This is a genomic window from Paeniglutamicibacter sp. Y32M11 (genome assembly GCF_019285735.1).
Lineage (GTDB): Bacteria > Actinomycetota > Actinomycetes > Actinomycetales > Micrococcaceae > Paeniglutamicibacter.
On sequence record NZ_CP079107.1, the window covers coordinates 861,104 to 883,752 of the forward strand.

The window sequence follows — 22,649 nt, forward strand, 5'->3', positions numbered from 1 at the left end:
TCTTCGGTAGAGTTCCGAAGTTGCCCCGCCGGTGGCGCTCGCCGAGACGCGTCGGGCCACCGAGCAAGAAGCTCGGTGGCCCGCTGTTGGTGACCCTGCGTCGGCGATCTAGGGAGGTACGTGCCGGGCGGGCTAGTGCTTCCCGGTCATGGTGGTGACGTCGAGCAGCGCATCAAGCTGTTCCTCGCTCACCTCGCCGCGCTCCACAAAGCCCAACGCCACGGTGGCCTCACGTACCGTCAGGGAATCGGCCACCGCCTTCTTCGCGATCTTCGCGGCGCTCTCGTAGCCAATGAGCTTGTTCAGTGGGGTGACGATGGAGGGGGAAGCCTCGGCCAGGAAGCGGGCGCGTTCCACGTTCGCGGTGATCCCGTCAACCATCTTCTCCGCCATGACCCGCGTGGTATTGCCCAGCAGGCGAATGGACTCGAGTAAGTTTGCGGCCATCACCGGGATGCCCACGTTCAGCTCGAACGCCCCGTTGGTGCCCGACCATGCGATGGCGGTGTCGTTGCCGATCACCTGGGCTGCGACCATGATCGCCGCCTCGGAAATCACCGGGTTGACCTTACCGGGCATGATCGAGGACCCGGGCTGCAAATCCGGGATCGAGATCTCGCCCAGTCCGGTGTTTGGCCCGGAACCCATCCAACGCAAATCGTTGTTGATCTTCATCAGTGAGATGGCAATGTTACGCAGCTGGGCCGATGCCTCGATCAATCCATCCCGGTTGGCCTGAGCCTCAAAGTGGTTGCGGGCCTCGGTCAGCGGCAGCCCGGTGTCGAGCGCAAGTAGTTCGATAACACGTTGCGGGAATCCCTCGGGGGTGTTGATGCCGGTGCCCACTGCGGTGCCACCCAGCGGGACCTCGGCCACCCGCGGCAGCGAGGCGAGGATGCGTTCCACGCCATAACGCATCTGCGCGGCGTAACCACCAAATTCCTGGCCCAGGGTCACCGGGGTGGCATCCATCAGGTGGGTGCGCCCGGACTTCACCACGTCCTTAAACTCCACCGATTTGGCCCCCAGCGATGCGGCCAGCACTTCGAGTCCCGGGATGAGGTCCTGCAACAGCCCCGCTGTCGCAGCAACGTGTACGGAGGTGGGGAACACATCGTTGGAGGACTGGGAGGCGTTAACGTGATCGTTCGGGTGCACCACGGTCGCGGAGCCTGACGCAGCCAGAGCGCGGGTCGCCAGCTCGGCCAGCACCTCATTCATGTTCATGTTGCTCGAGGTGCCCGAGCCGGTCTGGAACACATCAATGGGGAAATGCTCGTCGTATTTATTGGCGGCGACCTCATCGGCCGCCGCCACGATGGCACCGGCGCGCTCGGCATCAAGCACCCCAAGCTCCAAGTTGGCGGCCGCTGCCGCCTTCTTCACCTGGGCGAGCGCCCTGATATGCGCCGGCTCCAGTCGCTTGCCGGAGATCGGGAAGTTCTCCACTGCGCGCTGAGTCTGTGCGCGGTACAGAGCGGCGGCCGGAACGCGAACCTCGCCCATGGTGTCGTGTTCAATGCGGAATTCTGCAGAAGTGTCCATGCCAGACACGCTACGCCGCATCTACCTGCTTCGGCAGTGGCCCGGCGCACAGTTCGGCCCATTGGCGAACACGGGAATAATATGGCGCGGAGCGACACACGTTTTTAGAGCACTCCGAAGCCGGAGACCATTTCCGCTTTGCCCTCCGCCAACCGGTAGGTCACCCCGATGACGGCGGTGCGTCCCTCTTCCACGGCGGTGGAAATGAGGCGTGACTGCTCGACCAGGCGGTGGGTGGTCTGCTGGACGTGCTCGACGACCGTGGTGTTCACGTCCTGAATACCATTGCGACGGGCGGTGATCACCGAGGGGGTGATGTGTTCAACGAGGTCGCGGATGAAGCCCGGGGGCATGATTCCGCTTTCCACCGAATCGATGGTGGCGGTGACCGCGCCGCAGGAGTCGTGTCCCAGGACCACAATCAATGGCACGTGCAGCATGGCCACGGAGTACTCCAGGGAGCCAAGTGCGGCGGAATCTATGACGTGTCCGGCGGTACGCACCACGAAGGCGTCACCCAGTCCGAGATCGAAGATGATCTCGGCGGCCAGTCGCGAATCCGAACAGCCAAAGATCACGGCAAAGGGATGCTGCTTATCCACGAGGAATTGACGTCGCAACGCGTCCTGGTTGGGGTGGTCGGAACTGCCCTCAACAAATCGGGAGTTGCCATCACGTAATTTCCGCCAAGCCTGAGCGGGAGTCAAATTCGGTTGTTCTTGCACGGTGGCTTCAGTCATTTTTTTAGCTTAGACGCAGTACCTGTTCCAGAACCGCAAATCGTCGTTTTCATGAAGTAATGTGCACGGCGAATTGTGGGGCGCGCCCAAAACGGATGAATGTGGGTAAGGTCTCACTTCTGCCCGGGGGCCGGGTCAGCTGCTACTTTTTGGGGATCTCTTGCTGGGCCAAGCGGGCCATCGAATCGAGGGTTTCTAGGCCGCTGTCGCTGCTGAAAACCAGGGTGGAATCGCCGATGGTGGAGATGAGCACCTGGGACTTGTCCTTGGTGCGAAGTTCCCAGTCGGTGCCATCCACGGTGTGGGTGCCTGCCGGAACGGCGTTTTCGGTGACGGTGGCCAGCCACGACGGGTTGGAATCGGCGGTCTGGCGAACCCAAACGAACTTCTCGTCCGATGTCACCACCCCGAACTCCCAGTATTTGATGCCATCAACGTTTCCGGCAACCCAGCGGGCGAAGTTGACGTAGTCATCCGCGGGCAAGTTTGGAGCCCATGGGACGAAGTTGGCATCCGCGGCCGCTTGTGAGGCGACATCCGCAACGTCAACCGGATCCCTGAAGGTCTCAGCCTTGTTGGCGGGGTTGATCAGGATGACCGGGATGGCCACGGCAACGGTGAGCAGCACCGAAATGATCATGCCCTTCAGGGTCTGGTTGGCTCGCTTGGACTGCGCAGCGGTTAATACCGGCTTGAAGTTCTGCTCCGGTTCCACGGATGCCGGAGCATCGGCGGGCGCGGAGGATGAAGCGGGCACGGCGGGTCCTTCGGGGTGTTCACTCACCCCTCCATTCTCGCGCATTGCCCGCGCAGAATCTAAACGGGCACTACACCCGGGCCTCACGTCATACAACCCGGTGCCGAAAGGGGCTCACTGACCGGTCGATAGTATGATGGAAGGCGTTGGCCCCCGGCAAACGAACAGATCTCAAAGACGAGGAAGAACGTGACTGAAGCCACGAATTTTGCCCACCTGTCCCCACGACTGTCTGTCAGCGACGCGGAACCCGACCGCAACCTGGCCCTTGAGCTGGTGCGTGCCACCGAGGCCGCTGCCATAGCCTCAAGCCCCTGGGTCGGTTTCGGTGACAAGAACGCCGCTGACGGTGCAGCCGTTGACGCTATGCGCTCGCTGCTCTCCACCGTGTCCTTTAACGGCGTGGTTGTGATTGGCGAAGGCGAAAAAGACGAAGCCCCAATGTTGTTCAATGGCGAACACGTGGGCGACGGCAACGGCGCCGAATGCGACGTCGCTGTTGACCCGATCGACGGCACCCGACTTGCAGCCCTGGGCATCAACAATGCGCTCTCGGTTCTGGCGGTTGCCGACCGCGGTTCAATGTTTGATCCCTCCGCGGTGTTCTACATGGAGAAGCTGGTGACGGGCCCCGAGGCCGCCGACCTGGTGGACCTGCGCCTGCCGGTCAAGCAGAACTTGCACCTGATTGCCAAGGCCAAGGGCAAGAAGATTTCCCAGATCACCGTCTGCATCCTTGACCGTCCGCGTCACGCTGGCCTTGTTGAGGAGATCCGTGCCGCGGGTGCTCGCACCAAGTTCATCATGGACGGCGACGTTGCAGGGGCCATTGCGGCAACCCGCGAGGGCACCGGCGTGGACGCCTTGATGGGCATCGGCGGCACCCCGGAGGGTATCGTCACTGCTTGTGCCATCAAGTCCCTCGGTGGTGTCATCCAGGGTCGCCTGTGGCCGACCGACGATGACGAGAGGCAGAAGGCCATCGACGCCGGTCACGACCTGGACCGCGTCTTGACCACCAATGACCTGGTCACAAGCGATAACTGCTACTTCGCAGCCACCGGCATCACCGATGGTGATCTCTTGCGCGGAGTGCGTTACAAGAACGGCCGCATCCAGACGCAGTCCATCGTTATGCGCTCGAAGTCCGGCACCATCCGTTTTGTTGAGGGCGAGCACCAGTCCGATAAGTGGGAAGCCTACACCCGCTAAGAAGCACCTTGTGAAATAGCGTTTTAAAGACAGCCGGGCCCGGCGGGAAGTGATTCCCGCCGGGCCCGGCTGTCTTTGTGTCTGGTGGTGCTAGGTCAGCGGCTGCGGGGTCACGGCAAAGGCGCGACCCGAGGTCGTCGCACTGCGCCTGGCCACGGCGGGGCATTCGTTGGCACCAATGAACAACGAATCACCGCGACGCAATAGCTCATCCCCGTAGGGAGTATCGATCAACAGCTCACCCTCGGTGCACAGAATGATCACCGGTCCGTTGGCCGCCACGGCCACGTCCCCGTCACCCATGGATGTTGAATCGCTCGCTGGCTGAAGCTCAAGGTGCTGGAGCTGGAACTCCGCGAAGGGCGGGACGAAGAGTTGCTGCCCGTACTCGGTTTCCGTGGCATCAAGCAGTGGCACGCCCAGCGCGCGGAATTCGGTGATGCGCAGTAACTCGTCCACGTCGATGTGCTTGGGCGTCAGTCCGCCGCGCAACACGTTGTCCGAATTGGCCATCACCTCAACGCCAAGCCCGCGCAGGTAGGCGTGCATATTCCCGGCGTCCAGGTACATCGCCTGTCCGGGTTTCAGCTCCACCAGATTCAACAGCAGCGAGACCAGGACTCCGGCGTCTCCGGGATAGTGGCCATTGATCCCCGGCAGTTCCGCCAGGGCACCATGTTCGCCCAGCGCTGGGCTAGCCTCGATGGCTGCCACTGCAGCGATCACCGTGGGCCTCAGCTCCGCGGAACCGCTGAGTAGATAAGCGCAGCTTGAGCTCAGTGCGGCGGCCTCATCGGGATTCCCTAGCAGTGTGACGATCTTGAGGCAGGCCGTTGCGCCCGGCTCATCAAGGACCTCGGCCAGTGTGCTGAAGAGCGCCGCCGACTCGGCGGGCGGGCGGAAACCACTCAGTGCGGTGAACGGAGTTAGTGCATAGATCATCTCCGGCTTGTGTGAGCCGTCCTTGTAATTGCGCCGGGGGGAATCGAGGGCGGGACCTGTGAGGTTTTCCGCGGCAAAGCCCTCGGTAGCCTGCGCCGCGGAGGGGTGAACCTGAATGGATAGCGGTTTGGCCGCTGCCAGCACCTTCATCAAAAAAGGTAGCCGGCCGTAGGCAGCGTTCACCTCGGTGCCCAGCAGGGCATCGGGGGTAGCGGTGATCAACTGATCTAGTCCGGTATTTCCTTGGCCGGGAACCTCGGCCAGCGACGGTGCCGAGGGATGGGCGCCGAGCCACATCTCAGCCTCCGGGAGCCCGCTGGGTGAGGTGCCCAGCAAGTCAGAAATGGCGCCGGAGGAACCCCAGGCATAGTCACGGATGGTGTTTCTCAGGCGATGCATGATGGTCCTTTGAACTAGCTGTGGGGGCGATGTGCCGACCCGCAGGAAAGCGGGGTTAAGGCACCGAGCAATCGTTGTTGTTGACAGCAATTTCACCGAGTAGGTCGGTACGGCCAATTTGTTCGAGCGTGACCAGATATTCCTCGCTCAACGCCGAACCATCGGGCTGGGCGGTGGGCGAATCGGTGGGTTCTTCCACGATTTTGTCCGGTTCGGTGTTTCGCCCGGTGTCCGAGGTGCTGGACGTGGGGGCACTCGACGCGGAGGAAGCGGCCGAGGCCTTGGCGGACTTGCTGCTCGGGGCGGCGGTGGTGCCCGATTCCTCGGCAATGAGTGACTGGATGCGGGTATGGATCTTGTCGAAGTCGGGGTAGGTGGAGAACTTATCCGCCGCCGAACCGAAGTCCGGGGCTCCCAGGGTTAACCGTTCAAACGGGGTCTCGCGCGCCTTGTTGGCTAGGTTCAGGAAGGAACCGAGCTGCTGCTGCGGAATATCGGTACGCACCAGCTCCTCTCCGGCATCCATGATGTCGGTAAAGCGAGTGAGCAGCGTCTGCGGGCTGAACTGTTTGATCATGGCCTGCTGCAGGCATTGCTGACGGGCGATGCGGTGGTAATCGGTGGTGAAGTCGCGCGAGCGGGCGAACCATAGGGCCTGCTTGCCGGTAAAGGTGTGCACGCCGGGGGAGAACCAGTGGGTGTTCACCGAGGAGTTGGGCCAGGCCTTGCCGTTGTACGGGACCCAACCGCCGGAATCGACGGTGACCCCGCCCATGGCGTTGATGAATCCGGCGAATCCGGCCATGTCGATCATCACGTAGCCCTGGACCTTGAGTCCGGTGCTGCCCTCAATGGCGTCCATGGTGGCCTCGGCCCCCGGGTCGGCCGAGTTGGGGTAGAGCTCCGCGTGGTTATCGGTGGTATCGCGGTAGATCGCGTTGAAGAGGCATTCATCGCCGCAATCAAATCCATTGGGGTAGACCTCACGCAGGGGCGAATCGTCAGAGAATCGCGCGTTCTGCATGTTGCGTGGAATGGAGATCAAGAGCGACTTGCCGGTTTTGGCATCCACGGAAATCAACGACATCGAGTCCGTGCGGATGCCCTCCCGGTTAGCGCCCGAGTCGGCGCCAAACACGGCAATGTTGTAGCGCCCATCTACGGCCTTAATGGCGGGCCCGGAGGAGAAGACATTGGAAATGGTCTCCCGGCCCTTGTTCATCACAAACGCGCCGTAGCTCATCGACCCGGTGATCCCCAATGCCAGCACCAGTAAGGTGGCGGTGAGCCCAATGCGGGCTCCGGGGGCCAAATACTTGGGCCGGATGATGGCCAAGGTATTGAGGAACATCAGCAGCCACCCGGCTGCTAAGACGATCAGTGCCACGGTGGTAGCCAATTGCACCCATGGTTGGGCAAAAATGTTCAGCAGCCAATCGCGCTTTAACAGCGCGGTGAGCAGGATCGCGATGAGCAGGCCCCAGCACACCATGGTGACGCGCATGACGAATCCGCCCAGCGCTCGTTGTCCCGCAACCCACTGGGCGCTTCCGGGGAAGAATGTGGTCAGCAGCAGCAAGAACAGTGCGCGTTTGGTGCGTACTGGTGCCGTTGCGGATTCGGGATCCGGGAGCAGGTTAGTGGTGCCCTTCGGGCGGTGCGGTTCACTCATTGAGGTCCTTAGTTACCGGTGAATTCGGAGGCGGCTGCCGCACGCAGTACTGCGCCCTTGTCCGAGGCGACGGTGCGAAGGGACGCTGCGAAGTCGATGAGCTGGCTGCGCAGTTTTGCGGCCAGCTCATCGGTGCCGGTGGCCAGGATACGCACGGCCAACAGGCCGGCGTTGCGAGCCCCACCGATCGAAACGGTGGCGACGGGGACACCCGCTGGCATCTGAACGATGGAAAGTAGTGAGTCCATGCCGTCAAGAGTCTTCAGGGGCACGGGGACGCCGATGACGGGCAACGGGGTGACGGAGGCGAGCATGCCCGGAAGGTGGGCTGCTCCGCCGGCGCCGGCAATGATCACGCGGATGCCGCGGTCGTGGGCGGCCTTGCCATAGGCGATCATGTCTTCGGGCATGCGGTGCGCCGAGACGACGTCTGCCTCGAAGGGAATGGAAAATTCGCTCAGTGCCTCGGCGGCCAGTCGCATGACGGGCCAATCCGAGTCGGAGCCCATAACCAGAGAAACCAGGGGTGCGGGGGTGCTCAAGATGTCAGTCCTTCGGAGATGGTGGTGGCCGGAGCGCCGTCGCGGATGATCGAGGCCACGGTGCTGGCGCGGGCACGCAGTGAGTCAACCGACTCGCCGGGCTCGGAGACCACATTGACGTGGCCGATTTTGCGGCCCGGGCGTACGGACTTGCCATAGACATGGACCTTTACGCGCGGTTCGGCGGCCAGCGCCGCAGCGAAGGCGCTGAAGAGGTTTTGATTGGCCCCGCCGAGGTAGTTTTTCATCACGGTGGTCTCGGCCAGCGCGTCGGTGGCACCCAACGGCAGGTCTAGGACCGCGCGGAGGTGCTGTTCGAACTGGCTGGTGATGGAACCATTCATGGTCCAGTGCCCGGTGTTGTGCGGGCGCATGGCAAGTTCGTTGATGACAAATCCTGCGCCGTGGCCCGGGGTTTCAAAGAGTTCGGCTGCCATCACGCCGGTGACCCCGAAGGCCTCCGCGATCTGCAAGGCAGCTAACCGTGCGGCGGCGGCAACGTCTTCGGAGAGCTCCTTGGCCGGGGCGATGACCTCGTCGCAGACGCCATCAACCTGGATGGTGTGCACCACGTCCCATCCCTTGGCTTCACCGCTGGGGGTGCGGGCCACCAGGGCGGAAAGCTCGCGAGTGAAATCGACCTTGTCCTCGGCCAAGAGTGAGCCATTAACAAACCAGTCGGCGGCGGCGCGGGCGTCATCGGGACTATCGATCATGCGCACCCCCTTGCCGTCATAGCCGCCACGCGGGGTCTTGAGCACGATCGGCCAGCCGATCTTCTCGCCAAAGGCCAGCAGCTCCGCCACGTCGTGCACCTCGGCCCAGGCCGGGTTGGGCAGTCCGAGTTCGGCAATTGCTCTGCGCATCACCAGCTTGTCCTGAGCATGGATCAAGGCCGCTGGGCGCGGCTGTACATTCACACCCTCGGAAATTAGTGTCTGCAGGTGGGCGTTGGGGACATGCTCGTGGTCAAAGGTGAGCACGTCGAGGCCGCGTGCGAATTCACGCAGGGCCGTCAAATCCGTATAGTCGCCTACGGGCGCAGTGGCAACACTGCGCGCTGCAGAGACATCCGGGCCCTCGGCCAGGATGCGTAGTTCGAAGCCGAGGTTCAATGCTTCGGGGGCCATCATTCGTGCGAGTTGGCCTCCGCCAACAACGCCAATCACTGGAAACGTCACCCGCCTAGCCTACCCAACGCGCGGCCTGCCGCGTTGAACCAAGGCGAGTTGGGACACTATTGACGGTTAACTTCCAGTGAACCGCACTAGAATACTTAGGTTGGCCGTTCCAAGAAGTTGCGGTTCGACCGCACCGACGGCACGTAGGGCCAGCGCCCGTGGCGGCGTAGTGAAATCGAAACGAACCATGGAGGAACATGCTGGTACAGATCTGGGGCAAACTCATGGGCTTGGCGTCCATGATGTGGCGCGAAGTAGCAAAGTTTGGCGTAGTCGGGGGTGTCGCGTTCATTATCGACTCCGGCATTTACCTGTGGCTGCTCCACGGTTCCATGGCAGATTCAGCGGTTAAAGCTAAGATCATCGCCGGCGTTGTCGCCACGGTGTTCTCTTGGGTGGCCAACCGCTTCTGGACCTTCCGCCACCGTCGTCAGGCCAACGTTGTCCGTGAAGTAGTGATGTTTGCCATCATGAACGCCATCGGCCTAGGTATCGCAGCGGCCTGTGTTTGGGTCACCAAATACTGGATCGGACTGACGGACACCACCAGCGTGTTCATCGCCGGCTCGGTAGTGGGGCTGGTGCTGGGCACCATCTTCCGCTTCTTCGCCTACCGCTTCTGGGTTTTCAGTGCCGAGCTGGACGACGATCCCGAGTTCTCATCGGACCGCGAACTCCTGCATGTTGGTTCCGAGCCAACAACACCTGCCGCGCCGAAGGCCGATACCAACCCGTTGCCACCTCGTATCGACGAGTAGTTCCCAGTCCTTTGTTGGCTTCCGGGCGCACACCATCACGAGCCCCGACACCATGCCGCACGGCTTGGTCCACCCAGAACGGATGGACCAAGTGGTGCGCTGCGGTATCGGGGCTTTTTGTGTCTGAGGGCTGGCTGAGCCGTGGAGGCGTTTAAGCCTCGTGGTCCAGGCGGTGGGCCACCTGCTCGCCACGCAGCAACGCATCGGTGATCTCCACTGTCTGCTCCACGAGGATCACGGAGTTGCCGGCGCTCCATTGGGAGATGAGGGTTTGAAGGATTCGTGCCAGCGGCCAGGAGGTGCCCATGAGGGTGCTTCCCTCGGGTACCTGTTTGTCATCGGCGGTAAATAGCTCGGTATAAGTGAATTTTCCGGCCGCGGAATCAAGCGCCGTCGCCGTGACCTCGATGGGGGAGGGCGAGAAAGAATCGGCGTAAGATCGAACCTCGGAAGCGTAGTCGGTGGCGCCCACGGGAAGCTCTCCGTCGTAGGCCATCGCTAGGGATGGCAAGGGAACGGCCAAGACCTCGACAGTTCCGTTCACTGCTAAAGTTGTAGTGTCGGCGGTGATGAAAATATCGACATCCCCGGGGTTAGTTCCCGGCTCCACGCAACGTAGTTCGGCACCCAGATGCCAAATAGCCAGAGCGAGTGCAGCGGACTTCCAATGCCCGGGTAAATCGGTGGCCACAACAGCGCCGGGGGCTAAGTCAAATTCCTCGTGCAAAAGGTTGGCGCTCTTTGCCACCCAGTTATCAAATACACGACCGCTAAGCTCGACGCGCTCCCCGGATTTTGAGTACCAGGTCAAGAATGGGCGAGTTGAATGGCGCAGCGGAGCCAAGAGGGATTCGACGGGAGATAACGAATTGGTTTCAATGATCATGGGATGCTCCTTGTCAAGCCTGTGAATTCGCCGGGAATTCGCGGGCGGCTGTATTTCGGTATGGTCTCGGTGAAAACTCGGGCGTGGCGTGACTCTATTTTGACGTTAAGTGTCGCTAAAATCTTCGACCGCACTTGACGCGACCGGAGTTACACCAGTATAATTAGATAGTGCACCGTCCGAGAGAGGGATTTTGTCTCGGGACGGCTTTTTATTGAAAGCCGTTGACGTCGATCATCTTGGCAGCACATTGGGTTTATGTTCGTAACGGCGGAAGGTCAGTAAACCATGGGGAACATGGAACGAAGCTACGACGAAGCCGCAGCGCGGGCGCTGGCACCCTCCCACAGCGGGGCACGCGATGTGCCCTCTGACTGGTTTGTGGATCCCGCAGAGGCCGGGATTGAACACGATGGCAGCGCAGAGCGGGTCTTGAGCCCTGCCGAAGAGACTGCCGCATTCCTGCTGGCGCATGACGCCGCCAATGAACTGGTATCGGAACCCACTCCCTCGTGGGCACCTAGCCTTGACGCTTCACCAGATGGCAAGAGCCCTGCGCAGGCCATCTGGATCGGTTTAGGGGCCGAAGAGGAAGAAGGCGAACTAGGCTGGCAGTCCGAAGCGTTGTGCGCACAGACTGACCCCGAAGCTTTCTTCCCCGAAAAGGGCGGATCAACGCGGGACGCCAAGCGAGTATGCGGCGCGTGCAACGTGCGATCCGAATGCCTCGAATATGCGCTGACCAATGATGAACGGTTTGGTATTTGGGGCGGACTGTCCGAGCGCGAACGTCGTCGTTTGCGGAAACGAGCAATCTAATTCTTCCCACGATCCATGTCACCGCCATTGTTGCTACGCACAATGGCGCGACTTTTTTGCCCCGAACTCTCTCTGCCTTGCGTGGCCAGACCCGCTTGATCGACCGCTTCGTCGGCGTTGACGCGTCGTCCACCGATACCTCGGCGGATTTGTTGCGCGATCAGCTGCCTTCCGACGCCACGCTGCTCTCTGCCCCGAAACATAGTTTTGGCCACTCGGTGATGGCGGCGGTCAAATCCCTGAGCGCGCCCCGCGCCGGACGTACCGAGTGGCTGTGGCTGATTCACGACGACTCGGTGCCCGAGCTTAACGCTCTGGAAAAACTCGTCACGGTGGTTGAAGCCACCGAATCTGTGACCATCGCCGGGTGTAAGCAACTTGATCTAGATTCCCCACGCCGCCTGCTTGATGTAGGCCTGGGCGTGAACAAATATGCCGAGCGTTTATCCCTGATGGAAATCGACGAGGTTGATCAGGGACAGTACGACGCTCGCACGGACTCCTTCGCCGTCAACAGCGCCGGCATGCTCATTCGCCGCGACGTCTTTGAGGCCCTGGACGGCTTTGATCCAGCATTGCCCGGACTCGGCGATGACATGGACTTGTGCTGGCGTAACCGGCTCATGGGCAACCGTGTAGTGATCGTTCCCGCGGCAAAGATTTATCACAAGGCCGAGGTGATCCACGCCTTGGCCGGTCCCTCCGAAACGCGCCGGGCCGAGGTCTTCCTCCGCCTGAAGCACGCAACCGCCTGGACCATCCCGTTTATCGTGGTGGGTGCCGTACTCGGGGGAATCTTCAGTTTCTTTGGATCCCTGCTGGCCAAGGACCCCGGATACGCCTTTGGCCAACTCGGCGCAACGCTGCGAGCGGTGTGCACACCGATGAAGCTGGCCCGCTCCCGTGCCGCAGCTGCAAGCACCCGTAGGGTCCCACGCAACTCCATCGCCCGGCTGCTGACCGACCAAGATATCGTCCGCGAACACCGCAGACACATGATCGATTCGATGGGCGGCGAAAGCGTTTACGGCGACGGTACCGGCGCCACCGCAACCCAGGACCCCACCGGGGACACTCGTAATGACTTTGCCGCGCTCGCGGCCCCCACTCGGACCGCTGCCTTCGTCAGCGCCATCATCGCTGTGGTGGTGACCCTGGCGCTCTCCCTGCTCGGTCTGCGGGCCTTGCTTGGGGCCTCTGCCGTGGGAGGCGGCGCGCTGCTGCCGATCTCCGCCAACCCCGCGGAGATCCTGAGGAATGCCACCTCTTGGTGGGCCAACCTTGGCGCAGGAAGCCCCGGAGGTGGGGATCCCATAGATTTCCTTTATTGGTTCACTGCCCTGCTCGGTGGTGGCAACGCCAACGTCGTGGCCGTGGTGCTCACCTTGTTGTCCATGCCGCTAGCCGCACTGAGTGCCTGGCTGGGCCTGGGAGCCGTCACCCGTTCGCGCGCGGCGCGAATGGTTGGAGCTCTGCTCTGGGCGCTTGCTCCGGCACTGCAAATTTCATTGGCATCGGGACGAGCCGGTAGCGTGCTGGTGCACGTGTTGGCACCCCTGTTGCTGCTGACACTGATGCGTTCGGTCGGCGCTGGCGTCGACTTTAGGGCCCATGGTGATCGCTCCTCCCGCCCGGGCACCGGATCCATCCCGTCCTGGACAAGTGCCGCCGCCGCGTCCCTACTGCTTGCTGCCATCGCCGCAGGCTCCCCGGCCGTGGGACTGACACTCCTCGTGATGATCCTCGTGGTTGCCATCGCGCTACGTTCCCGGGCTAAGACACTGTTCTGGGTGCCGTTACCCATGGTGGTCTTCCACCTCCCGTTGCTGATCAACGCCGTGCGCAATCCGCGGGTGCTGTTCACCGACCCGGGGATTCCGCTGGCATTCAACCCCGCTCCGCTCTGGGCTCAGGCACTGGGATTCCCCACCGCCTTTGACCCGCTGGCCACGCCCGCAGGGTTCGCCTTCCTGCCCGAAGGCCCCTGGGCGCTGGTATTGGTGCTGTTGGTTGGTTTGCCATTGCTGGCATTCGCCGCCATGGGCCTCTTTGCCGGAGGAGCCAAGGCGTCGTTGCCCTTAGCCAGGATGCTGTGGCTGTTGAGCGTGCTGATGCTAGCCGCCGCTTATGGTGCTTCGCTGATTCCAGCGGCCGTGGACGGGAATGTCCTCGTCACCGCGTTTACTGGCCCCTTCGTTTCCTTCTTTGTCCTCGGACTGATTTTTGCTGCTGGACTGGGCATCTCCGTGTTCCGTGGTGAACGCTCCATCCTTGGAATTGATGCTGCCCAGGCAACACCACGGGTGAACAAGGGAGTGCTGATCGGCGCCTCGACGCTGTTGGGTCTCTCGGTTCTGGTGGCTGGATCCAGTTGGATCATGGCTCAGCTCCCAGCGCCCGCCGATGCCCGAGCCACCACGGATATGGGCAGCACCAGTGAGCTGCGGGCTGTCTCGGCCCGGACCTTGCCCGCCACCGCCGCGGACCGAGGACTGGGGGACTATGAAGAACGCACTCTGGTGCTGACCCAGACCGGGGACGGTGCAGTCAGTGCCGCGTTGATGAACGGGGCCGGCACCACCGCCGATGCCCTGTCACAAACCACAACCGCCAACCGGCTGATCGGCTCGCTGCTGGCGCCGACGTTGCGCGGATCCGATGACGCAGACCAGCTCATCGAACGGAGCGTGGCAAAACTCGTCTCAGACTCCGAACTCGACCCGCGTGACGAACTTGCGTCACTGAGTACCGGATTTGTGGTGCTCAAGGATGATCGACAGACCGCCTCAGCCTTGGTCGCGCGCCTCGACGCGGTGCCCGGTCTGGTCTCGGTCGGTAGGACCGAAGCCGGTTGGTTATGGCGTGTCGCCCCACAACAGGTCATCGAGAACGTGGATAACGCCACCGACTCAACCTCACGGGTGCGCATTGTCCAGGACGGAAAAACCACCGCACTGCTGGCCTCAAACCGTGCTCAGGTCACCGCGACACACATTGAAGCAGGCACCGAGGGCCGCACCCTGGTGTTGGCCGAACGGAGTAACGCCGGCTGGGTGGCAACCCTGAACGGTGTTGAACTTAAATCCGTGACGGTGGGTGCCGAGAACACCACCGGCGCCGCGCCTTGGGCCCAGGGCTTCGAACTCGGTGCTGGCGCAGGCACCCTGGAACTGAGCTATCAGAGCCCGTATGAGGTGCCGCTTTCGATCGCCAGATTCGTGGTGCTGTTACTGGCCCTCTTGCTGGTTATCCCCATTCCACGCAACCGCCGCTTTGCTGCACGCCGACTGGCTGAGTACCGTACCAGCGGCAATGCCGAAAGCATCGATGAGCTTGACCGTGGCACTCATGCCGCGAAGGGCAAGGAGCAAAAGTGAGCAACGATTCCCGCAGGGCACGGCGTGAGGAAGAACGCCGGGCGCAGTCCGCCCGTGAAGCTGCTGGATTAGCTCCCGGCACTGCAGCGCCCAAAAATCCCGAGCCGACGCCCGTGCCCACGGCAGCTGAACCCCCGGTTACGGGCAGCACCGGATCACAGGATGCCGCGAACCCCGATGTTGGCGTCACGGCACCGCGCAGCGAGCCAGCCTCGGAACGCTCCGCTGCCAAGGAACACATCTCAAAGTCCAAGAAGCAGCGGCGTGGCATAGGAATGTTGGGGTCCATCGGTGTGCTCTGCCTTGGCGCGGGAGCCATCACCGCTGGCACCCTACTTCCACCGGGAAACCTCGGCGCTGGCACCGCCGTCGAAGTAGCGGCAACCTCATTGCCTGCCGGTGACTCGCTGGCCACCTGCCCGGCAACCATGAAGCTTTTCACCGGAGCCGGCACCGGGGTCGACCCCGAGTTTGAGCCCGCCTCCAAGGATGCCAAAACGTCTGTGCGCGCAGCAATCATCTCCGATGCGGCCGGAAGGATCCCCGGTGGCGAGCTGCTCAAGGGGGATACAAAGGTCGACAAGAGTATCGCCCCACGGATCAGCGCCGAAGAAGCGGAAACCTCCACCGGATCCAGCGCCGATGGCAGCTCGGGACTCAGGGGAGTACTTGGCCCGGTGAGCTCATTCGCCGAGACCCTGACCCTGCACGCCCAGCCGCTGGGCGGAGTGCAGACACTGGCCTCGGCCGTCCGCACCTATAGTGCCAATGGCGGGGACCTAGCTGGCCTTGCCGTTGCCGGTTGCACGGCTCCCGCCGCCGAGACCTGGCTCACCGGAGCGATTACTACTCCGGGTTCAACCGCCGTGCTGAACCTGGTGAACTCCTCGGCTTCCGTCGCCGCGGTCCGCGTGGACCTGCGCGGTGCCGAGGGTGCGATTTCCGCCCCTAACCTCACCGAGTTGGCCGTGGCGCCGGGCGAAACCAAATCCATCATCTTGGCGGGCTATGCATCAAACGAAGCGGCCCTTTCGGCCAAGGTGACCGCCAGCGGTGGACGGGTGAACGCGACCATCCAGCAGAGCACACTGCGTGGGTTAGTTCCCGGCGGCATCGATTACTTAGGGGCTGCCGCCACGGCTAGCGCTACCCAAGTGATCCCCGGCGTAGGACTTCTAGACCCGGCACTGGCTACGGATCTGGCCAAACCCGCAGCGAATGCCAACGCCGTGGCACAGGTGGTGTTGGCAGCAACCTCCGCCGAGGGCGCCACCGTCAAGGTGAAGGCCATGGGGCCCAATGGGGAGGTAGAGATTCCCGGTGGCGGTGAGGTTGTTGTGGCCTCGAACGCCACCGCAAGCCTGTCCCTGGCCGGGCTACCCGCCGGGTACTACACGATCCTTGTTGAGGCCGATTCTCCGGTCAGCGCGAGCGTGAAGATGGTACGCGGTACCAAGGCAGCGGATCCCATCGACCAGGCCTGGGCCACGGCGGCACAGCGCTTGGGCAGCGAACACCTCCTGGTACTTCCCACGGTGGGCTCGGCCCGTTTGGTGCTCAACGCACCAACCGGCGAGTCCACGGTCAATGTGCGCTCGATGAGTAGCGACGGGAAGCTCTCTGCGGCACGATCCGTGGAACTGACCGGCGGTAAATCGACGGTGCTCTCCGGCAACGACTTTGGCAAGGGCACGGTGGCCGTAATGCTCTCGGCCACCGGATCACCCGCCTACGGTGCAGCAGTAGTGCAAGAGGGTTCATATGGCATTGCTGCCCTGCCGGTGAGCGAGGCTCCCGCTGGGCGCGAGGGCGTCACGGTTCAACTGCGGGACTAGCGTTCCGGGCCCCAGGCGCCATAGCCGGGGTCAACCGCCTGCGGATCCATGGCCCAAAGCTCGGCCAGTTGCTCCACGATAGAAAAGTGGATCAATTCGGGTAGCAGGTCGATGCCCTGATGGCTGGCCTCCTCAATGGGGCGGCGATAGAGCGTAATGCGTTCTGGCTCGCCCCGACGTGCTGACCTGCTGGTGGCCCACGGCACACGTATGCCAGCTGCCTCTGCACGGGTGATGACCTTGGCGGTGGGTGCCTGCAAGATCCGGAAATCGATCCGGGTCACGCGATCCCCCCAACGGTCTGCCAGACGCTCGGCCGATTCGACCAAGAGATCCTCGAAGCGTTCGGCCCGCGTACGGGCTCCGGGCAGGGGTGCCATGAGCATCGGACCGCGTCGACCACGGCCGTGGCGGTTGCGCTTGCGCATCTCAAAGCCCCGAGCCACGCCGCTGTCTAAGGATCGCGGGTCGCGTGTATCCAAATCGATCGACAGTTTTCCGAGCATGTTCCAAGCCTAAACCACGCCACGGTGACACGATCCACCGGGCCTTGCACGGCGGTGCGGACCATGCGCCCGAAGCCTGCTGAGGTAGTCTGTGTGATCGTGGGATCATCCAGACTTTGTTCACGTTCGGCGTGTGGCCAGCAGGCCATCGCCACCTTGACGTATGTGTACGCCGACTCGACGGCGGTGCTCGGCCCCTTGGCCACCTTCGCAGAACCGCATTGTTATGACTTGTGCGCACAGCATGCGCAACGCCTGACCGTGCCCCTGGGATGGGAAGTGTTGCGACTGGCATTGCCCGAGCAGGGTCGCCTACGCAACGACGACCTTTACGCCCTGGCCAATGCCGTCCGCGAAAACGAAGAACTGCCCCCCGTGGTTCCGGCCAGTGAAACTCCGACGGCGCGATCAGCACCTCCGGCCATCGAACCCGGTGACACCCAAGCCCTGACCCGTCGTCACCTGCGCGTGCTGCGCGAAGGAACGCTAGAGCCCTAAACTGGGATCATGTCGAATCTTTCCTCACTGCTCACCACCGCGCTTCGTTGCCCCATCACCGGTTCCCCGCTGACTCAAATCGGCGACACCCTGGTCTCCACATCAAAGGGTCCCAACGGGGAATCCTATTCCTACGCTATCGACGAAGGAATCCCGCTGATGTTGGCCACCGAAGCAACCATCATCCCCGCTTAAGCAGCCTCATCACCGCTGGGTCACCACCGCGAAGGCGACCGCGCGACAGTGGCGCCGGCACCCACCTCGGCGGACCCGCAGCAGTGCTGAAGCAGCCGCCGGAACGCACAAAAGACCAGCTCACCGTTGCCCGTAGGAACACCCCGCGAAGGGTCTCTACCTGCGGGCATCGTTATATTGCGGCACCGACACGCGGGCGTCAAAATACCGTAGTGGCCCGCTGGCACCCACTGTGCTGGATAGTCTTGGTCATGGTGTGTGTCAGGTCAGGAGCCTTGTTCCGGCTGAAGCGCACCACAAGCGCACCGCATGTCAGAGTTTTTTGAGGGAGAAGCATGGCTGAGCAGGACAAACTGCAGACCGGCAAAGCGGAATCGAGCACGCCCGCCGCGGACGGTGCCCACGCCGAGGCCAAACCGGTAGAGGAGCGCGGCACGCTCAGTGCTGCCGCTGCCGCAGCCGCTGCCAAGATCGAGGCCTCCATGGTGGTAGCGCGTGCCCAGGCCGCCGCCGCCAAGGAAGCCGCTGCAGAGGATGCCGCTAAAGCCGCTGCCGACAAGGACCACAAGGAAGCTGGCGCTAAAGCCGCCGCTGCCACGGCCGCCACCGATAAGGAAGCTGCCGCAAAGGCCGCGGCTGGCAAGGAGGACGCTGCAAAAGCCGCAACCGCCAAGGGCTCCGCAGCTACAGTTGCCGTCGCCAAGGCGACACAGCCTCAGACAAAAGCACCCGTGGCCCCCGCAGCCACGACCGTTACGTCAGCGGCCACCCCGGCTCCGAAGACTCCTGCAGCACCCAGCAGTGCGCCCGGGGCATCCGCGACTCCTGTGGCCAAGGTAGACTCGCCGGCCGCGCAACCGGCAGCCGCGCCCAAGGTCGTTCCCGCTAAGCCCGTGGAAAAGCCCCAGGCCAAGGAAGTCAAGGAACCGGAGGAGATCGAAGACATCATCGCCAAGATCCCCGTTGAGCCGCCGCCCGCCACGACCAAGGTGGCCGTCACCGAGAAGCCGCGCGCCGCACACTCAAGTGCTCCGGCCGAGCAAAGTACCGACGCCACCACGATTTTGCCGCGGCCAACCTCGGCCGAGCCCAAGGTTAAAGCCGCCGAGCAGACCGCCTCGGCCGTTGCCGAGGCCCGTAGCCGCGTCTTTGGTGCCTACACCCCGGTCCCCGAACCCACACCCGCAGCCCGTGAACGCCGTAGTCGCCGCGAGGCAGCCCTAGAGGCCAAGCCACCGTTGGCACGTACCCTGCAGGTGCTGCTGGCTATTTGTTACCCATTCCTGCTGCTCATCGTGGTCATTCGGCTCATCGCCAGCCCGATCTTCCTCTGGATCGCATACCAGCGCCCGGGATTCCCGGCCGATAGCTTCGGATTCAGCACCGCGGACCGACTGAATTACGGATCCTTTGGCGTGGACTTCCTGAACAACGTCGCGGATAACCGCTTCTTGGGCGAGTTGCGGGATATCAACGGAAACCCCTTGTTCCTGGCCACCGAGGTTCAGCACATGGCCGATGTTAAGCATGTGATGTCGTTGACTTATCTTGCCGGTGCGATTCTGGGCTTCATCGTGCTCTTCGCCCTGATCTACCTGGGCAAGCGCTACGCGGGAGGGACGCGCCGCGGACTCTTCGCCGGATCCATCGCCACAATTGTGCTGCTGGCCGCGCTGGTGACCGTCGCGGTGATGGGTTGGGAAACGTTCTTCACCAGCTTCCACAAGATCTTCTTCGCCAATGGCACCTGGACCTTCAACTACTCCGACACCCTGATCCGGCTCTACCCGCCGCAGTTCTGGGTGGATGCCGCCATGGGCATCGCAGGGCTGGTGCTCATTACCTCGATCATCACGCTCATCGCCACGTGGCCCACCGCCAAGCGTCGCGAGCTGGCACGCCTGCGCCAAGAAAAGCGGGTCTTCGGGCTCTAAGCCAAGGGTTTAGGTTCACGACTCATCCCGGGTCGGGGGAGTGACGCAGTACTTCATGATGAAGGGTAGCGTGTTCCCCCGGTCCGGGATTCTTTTTGCCCGTAAAAAACGGTGCCGGAACGCTCAGGATTCGGCGTCGCGGAGCATCCGGATCCCGGTGCCAGATACACCCGATCATAAGGCGCTGGACAGTAAAAGGCGGATGTAGCTAGCCAGAAGCGCGGGTTATCCCCAGCTGGGCATCCAGATATGGTTGCGCCAGCTGTTGTAGGTGATCATGTCCCCGGTCCATACCGGGAGGAAGAACGCGGAGAGTGCCACCACCAAGGCCAGGAAGATGCCAATGCCCCACAACGCCCGGCGCCGCTGCCACAGCGATTGCTCGGCGCTGGGTAGGAAGCGAGCGATGACGTAGCAGAGCGCGAGCACCATGAAGGGGGCGAAGGGCAGTGTGTAGAAGAAGAACATGGTGCGGTCCGGGTAAGCAAACCACGGCAGGAAACCCGCGGCCAACGCGGAAAGAATGGCACCGGCACGCCAGTCCCGCGCACCGATCCAATAGAAGAGCACCAGCAGCAGGCTCAGCGTTGCCGCCCACCACATGATCGGGTTGGGTAGATCGGTGATGGCCTGAACACAGTCGGCAGTGGTGCAGCCATATTCGCCGTTCGAGCGCGATTCGTAGAAGAAGAGCACGGGACGTCCGGCAAAGAGCCAGCTCCAGGGCGAAGATTCCCAGCTGTGCGGTGAACTGAGGCCCTGATGGAAGGCATAGGCGGCGCGATGATATTCACCGAATGAACGCCACACATCTGGCACCCACCCCCACGTTTCCGAGGGATTTTGCGCGCCCCACTGGCGGTAGCGACCTCCGCTGGAGAATAGCCAGCCACTCCAGGTGGCCACATAAACTAGGGCGGCCGTGGGGATGATCAACAAAAATGCGGGGATTCCATCACGCAGCAGCCCACCGAGCATCCAATGCCGGATGCCCACGCGGCGGCGGGCGGAAAGATCCCACAACACCGTCATTAGTCCGAAGACGGCAATGAAGGACAGCGCCGACCATTTCACCCCGGCAGCGCAGCCCAGCATGATTCCTGCCACCAGACGCCACGGCCGCCACCAGAGCCACGGCCCGTAGGCCAACAACCGGTCCGCCGGGCGTGAACCATCCGCGGTGGCCAAGATGCTGGCGAGCTTTTCGCGTCCGTGGGAGCGGTCAATGAGCAGGGCGTAGAACGCGGCAAGGATGAAAAACATCAGGAAGATATCCAGCAGCCCGGTCCGGGATGTGACAATCTGGTGCCCATCAACCGCGGCCAACAACCCCGCAATTCCGCCCAGGACCACCGAGGAAAACAAGCGTTGGGCGACCAGGGCGCAAAGCAATACCGCCAGCGTGCCAAAGAGCGCCGAAGAAAAACGCCAGCCCAGCCCATTGTCGGTGCCAAAGAGCCACATGCCACCGGCGATGAGCCACTTGCCCAGCGGGGGATGAACCACAAAGGACGCGGCGGTGGAGGGGGCGGGTTGCCCGGCGATAAAGGAGTCGTTGGGGTCATCTCCCCACTCCAGCTCGTAGCCCGCCTGCATCATGGTGTAGGCATCCTTGACGTAGTACGTCTCGTCAAAAATCAACAGGTGCGGGTGGGCCAGATTCGAAAAGCGCAGCACCGCACCGAGCAACATCATGGCCAGCGGAACGATCCAGCCCAGCATCCCTGCGCGGTACACGGGGCCCAACAATCGATCCCTGAGCACTGCTAGACCAAAGGCGTCGGCGGGAGCTAGTACCCAGCGGCGCCGGGTCTGCGTGGAGGCTGTAGTCACCAACAACACTCTACCGGCGGCCCCTTGCGGGATTCGGCGGCGCGCGCTGGGCGTAGGCTTGAGACGTGGAAACTCAACAAACACCGGGCCAGATCGTGTTGGCGGCAACCCCCATTGGCAACCTTTCCGACGCATCCCCTCGGTTGATCGAGTTGATGAAGAGCGCCGACATCGTCGCGGCGGAAGACACCCGCAGGTTCTTGCACCTGGCTACCGGTCTGGGCGTGCGTGTTCCAGGCCGACTGATCAGTTACCACGAACACAACGAAACGCACCGACTCACCGAATTGCTGGAACTGGTGGCCGGCGGCGCAACGATCCTGGTGGTCTCCGACGCGGGCATGCCAGCGGTCTCCGATCCCGGCTTCAAGCTGGTGGAGGCCGCCGTTAAAGCAGGCGTCACCGTCACCGCAGTTCCCGGTCCCTCCGCAGTCCTCACCGCGTTGGCACTCTCCGGGCTGCCCACCGACCGGTTCACCTTTGAGGGTTTCTTGCCGCGCAAGGCGGGGGAGCGCACCAAACGCCTCCAGGATTTGGCCACCGAGCAGCGCACCATGGTGTTCTTCGAGGCACCGCATCGCCTCGACGCCATGGTCCGCGCGCTGCGTGAGGCCTTCGGCCCGGACCGCAAGGGCGCCATCGCCCGCGAACTGACCAAAATGTATGAAGAAGTGATCCGCGGCAGCCTCGACGAGCTATTGGTCTGGGCAGAGGGTGAAGTTCGTGGCGAAATCGCCGTGGTCATCGCCGGCGCCCCGGCCGGGGAACCAGCTCGCGCGGTTGACCACGTGGCGCAGGTACAGGCCTTGGTCACCGATGGGTTGCGCCTGAAGGAAGCGGTGGCCGCGGTGGCGGAGACCGAGCGCTTATCCAAGCGTGAGCTTTACGCGGCGGTCCTTGAGGCCCGCGCCTAAGTAAAGGGCACATTCTCCCGGCGGGAGACTCATGGGATAAGTGCACAAAAACGGGACCCCGTCATAGTGCAGCTGGAAATTTACACCCATGGCTTCGCGCCACT

At 62.6% G+C, this 22,649-nt stretch carries 19 protein-coding genes; 9 read left to right on the forward strand and 10 right to left on the reverse strand.

Annotation, left to right across the window (positions count from 1 at the left end; translation table 11 throughout):
* Positions 1 to 132: 132 nt before the first annotated feature.
* From KUF55_RS03855 to KUF55_RS03865, 3 genes are all read right to left on the reverse strand, one after another.
* On the reverse strand, positions 133 to 1,545 hold the full coding sequence (locus tag KUF55_RS03855; RefSeq protein ID WP_218818043.1) for a class II fumarate hydratase: 1,413 nt from the start codon (positions 1,543 to 1,545) through the stop codon (positions 133 to 135).
* 104 nt (positions 1,546 to 1,649) lie between these two features.
* Positions 1,650 to 2,285, reverse strand: a complete 636-nt coding sequence (locus KUF55_RS03860; protein ID WP_132361979.1) for a carbonic anhydrase — start codon at positions 2,283 to 2,285, stop codon at positions 1,650 to 1,652.
* 142 nt (positions 2,286 to 2,427) lie between these two features.
* Positions 2,428 to 3,069 (reverse strand): DUF4245 domain-containing protein, encoded by a 642-nt coding sequence (locus tag KUF55_RS03865; protein ID WP_218818044.1) that lies wholly within the window; start codon positions 3,067 to 3,069, stop codon positions 2,428 to 2,430.
* A gap of 162 nt (positions 3,070 to 3,231) precedes the next feature.
* Between KUF55_RS03865 and glpX the strand changes: the two genes are divergently transcribed.
* The gene (gene glpX, locus KUF55_RS03870; protein WP_132361975.1) at positions 3,232 to 4,254 is read left to right on the forward strand and encodes a class II fructose-bisphosphatase; all 1,023 of its coding nucleotides are present in this window, start codon (positions 3,232 to 3,234) and stop codon (positions 4,252 to 4,254) included.
* 90 nt (positions 4,255 to 4,344) lie between these two features.
* Here the strand turns inward: glpX and manA are convergent, their stop codons facing one another.
* From manA to KUF55_RS03890, 4 genes are read right to left on the reverse strand one after another with little or no spacing between them, the layout of a single operon-like run.
* Positions 4,345 to 5,595 (reverse strand): mannose-6-phosphate isomerase, class I, encoded by a 1,251-nt coding sequence (gene manA / locus KUF55_RS03875; RefSeq protein ID WP_218818045.1) that lies wholly within the window; start codon positions 5,593 to 5,595, stop codon positions 4,345 to 4,347.
* Between the two features lie 55 nt (positions 5,596 to 5,650).
* Positions 5,651 to 7,267: an LCP family protein gene (locus KUF55_RS03880; protein ID WP_255557293.1), complete on the reverse strand. Its 1,617-nt coding sequence runs from the start codon at positions 7,265 to 7,267 to the stop codon at positions 5,651 to 5,653.
* Between the two features lie 8 nt (positions 7,268 to 7,275).
* Positions 7,276 to 7,776, reverse strand: a complete 501-nt coding sequence (gene purE / locus KUF55_RS03885) for a 5-(carboxyamino)imidazole ribonucleotide mutase (protein ID WP_132362580.1) — start codon at positions 7,774 to 7,776, stop codon at positions 7,276 to 7,278.
* 29 nt (positions 7,777 to 7,805) lie between these two features.
* Entirely contained in the window at positions 7,806 to 8,990 is a 1,185-nt protein-coding gene (locus KUF55_RS03890; protein WP_218818046.1) for a 5-(carboxyamino)imidazole ribonucleotide synthase, read from the reverse strand.
* A gap of 197 nt (positions 8,991 to 9,187) precedes the next feature.
* Here KUF55_RS03890 and KUF55_RS03895 point away from each other — a divergent pair, with 197 nt between their 5' ends.
* A complete protein-coding gene (locus KUF55_RS03895) occupies positions 9,188 to 9,748 on the forward strand; it encodes a GtrA family protein (RefSeq protein WP_218818047.1) in 561 nt (186 codons plus the stop codon).
* 151 nt (positions 9,749 to 9,899) lie between these two features.
* Here the strand turns inward: KUF55_RS03895 and KUF55_RS03900 are convergent, their stop codons facing one another.
* Positions 9,900 to 10,634 carry a TIGR03089 family protein gene (locus tag KUF55_RS03900; RefSeq protein WP_218818048.1) on the reverse strand — a complete coding sequence of 245 codons (735 nt, stop codon included), beginning with the start codon at positions 10,632 to 10,634 and terminating at the stop codon, positions 9,900 to 9,902.
* Positions 10,635 to 10,922: 288 nt separating this feature from the next.
* Here KUF55_RS03900 and KUF55_RS18655 point away from each other — a divergent pair, with 288 nt between their 5' ends.
* The 3 genes from KUF55_RS18655 to KUF55_RS03915 are packed head-to-tail and all read left to right on the forward strand — an operon-like array spanning position 10,923 to position 16,665.
* Entirely contained in the window at positions 10,923 to 11,453 is a 531-nt protein-coding gene (locus tag KUF55_RS18655) for a WhiB family transcriptional regulator (RefSeq protein WP_255557294.1), read from the forward strand.
* Between the two features lie 56 nt (positions 11,454 to 11,509).
* Entirely contained in the window at positions 11,510 to 14,830 is a 3,321-nt protein-coding gene (locus KUF55_RS03910) for a glycosyltransferase family 2 protein (RefSeq protein ID WP_255557295.1), read from the forward strand.
* Positions 14,827 to 16,665, forward strand: a complete 1,839-nt coding sequence (locus KUF55_RS03915; RefSeq protein ID WP_218818050.1) for a DUF5719 family protein — start codon at positions 14,827 to 14,829, stop codon at positions 16,663 to 16,665. The genes KUF55_RS03910 and KUF55_RS03915 overlap by 4 nt, the downstream gene beginning before the upstream one ends.
* Here the strand turns inward: KUF55_RS03915 and KUF55_RS03920 are convergent.
* Entirely contained in the window at positions 16,662 to 17,171 is a 510-nt protein-coding gene (locus KUF55_RS03920; protein ID WP_218818051.1) for a metallopeptidase family protein, read from the reverse strand. The two genes, KUF55_RS03915 and KUF55_RS03920, sit on opposite strands and share 4 nt — an antisense overlap.
* Before the next feature lie 99 nt (positions 17,172 to 17,270).
* On the opposite strand from KUF55_RS03920, the gene KUF55_RS03925 reads away from it, so the two are divergent.
* The 3 genes from KUF55_RS03925 (at position 17,271) to KUF55_RS03935 (ending at position 19,798) form a co-directional block, all read left to right on the forward strand.
* Positions 17,271 to 17,669 carry a DUF3499 domain-containing protein gene (locus KUF55_RS03925; RefSeq protein ID WP_255557431.1) on the forward strand — a complete coding sequence of 133 codons (399 nt, stop codon included), beginning with the start codon at positions 17,271 to 17,273 and terminating at the stop codon, positions 17,667 to 17,669.
* A gap of 9 nt (positions 17,670 to 17,678) precedes the next feature.
* Complete coding sequence (locus KUF55_RS03930; RefSeq protein ID WP_132361957.1) at positions 17,679 to 17,864, forward strand: hypothetical protein; 186 nt, start codon at positions 17,679 to 17,681, stop codon at positions 17,862 to 17,864.
* A gap of 335 nt (positions 17,865 to 18,199) precedes the next feature.
* Complete coding sequence (locus tag KUF55_RS03935) at positions 18,200 to 19,798, forward strand: TIGR01906 family membrane protein (protein WP_218818052.1); 1,599 nt, start codon at positions 18,200 to 18,202, stop codon at positions 19,796 to 19,798.
* Between the two features lie 225 nt (positions 19,799 to 20,023).
* Here KUF55_RS03935 and KUF55_RS03940 read toward each other — a convergent pair whose 3' ends face one another.
* Positions 20,024 to 21,631: a dolichyl-phosphate-mannose--protein mannosyltransferase gene (locus KUF55_RS03940; RefSeq protein ID WP_218818053.1), complete on the reverse strand. Its 1,608-nt coding sequence runs from the start codon at positions 21,629 to 21,631 to the stop codon at positions 20,024 to 20,026.
* A gap of 65 nt (positions 21,632 to 21,696) precedes the next feature.
* Here KUF55_RS03940 and rsmI point away from each other — a divergent pair, with 65 nt between their 5' ends.
* Complete coding sequence (gene rsmI / locus KUF55_RS03945; protein WP_168152249.1) at positions 21,697 to 22,545, forward strand: 16S rRNA (cytidine(1402)-2'-O)-methyltransferase; 849 nt, start codon at positions 21,697 to 21,699, stop codon at positions 22,543 to 22,545.
* Positions 22,546 to 22,649: the final 104 nt, after the last annotated feature.

Bases quoted from the DNA above. Each gene is read 5' to 3' on its own strand.
- purE (WP_132362580.1), bottom strand. From the start codon at position 7,776: ATGGGCTCCGACTCGGATTGGCCCGTCATGCGACTGGCCGCCGAGGCA.
- KUF55_RS18655 (WP_255557294.1), top strand. From the start codon at position 10,923: ATGGGGAACATGGAACGAAGCTACGACGAAGCCGCAGCGCGGGCGCTG.
- KUF55_RS03860 (WP_132361979.1), bottom strand. From the start codon at position 2,285: ATGACTGAAGCCACCGTGCAAGAACAACCGAATTTGACTCCCGCTCAG.
- KUF55_RS03895 (WP_218818047.1), top strand. From the start codon at position 9,188: ATGCTGGTACAGATCTGGGGCAAACTCATGGGCTTGGCGTCCATGATG.
- KUF55_RS03930 (WP_132361957.1), top strand. From the start codon at position 17,679: ATGTCGAATCTTTCCTCACTGCTCACCACCGCGCTTCGTTGCCCCATC.
- KUF55_RS03920 (WP_218818051.1), bottom strand. From the start codon at position 17,171: ATGCTCGGAAAACTGTCGATCGATTTGGATACACGCGACCCGCGATCC.
- KUF55_RS03880 (WP_255557293.1), bottom strand. From the start codon at position 7,267: ATGAGTGAACCGCACCGCCCGAAGGGCACCACTAACCTGCTCCCGGAT.
- manA (WP_218818045.1), bottom strand. From the start codon at position 5,595: ATGCATCGCCTGAGAAACACCATCCGTGACTATGCCTGGGGTTCCTCC.
- KUF55_RS03935 (WP_218818052.1), top strand. From the start codon at position 18,200: ATGGCTGAGCAGGACAAACTGCAGACCGGCAAAGCGGAATCGAGCACG.
- KUF55_RS03900 (WP_218818048.1), bottom strand. From the start codon at position 10,634: ATGATCATTGAAACCAATTCGTTATCTCCCGTCGAATCCCTCTTGGCT.
- KUF55_RS03855 (WP_218818043.1), bottom strand. From the start codon at position 1,545: ATGGACACTTCTGCAGAATTCCGCATTGAACACGACACCATGGGCGAG.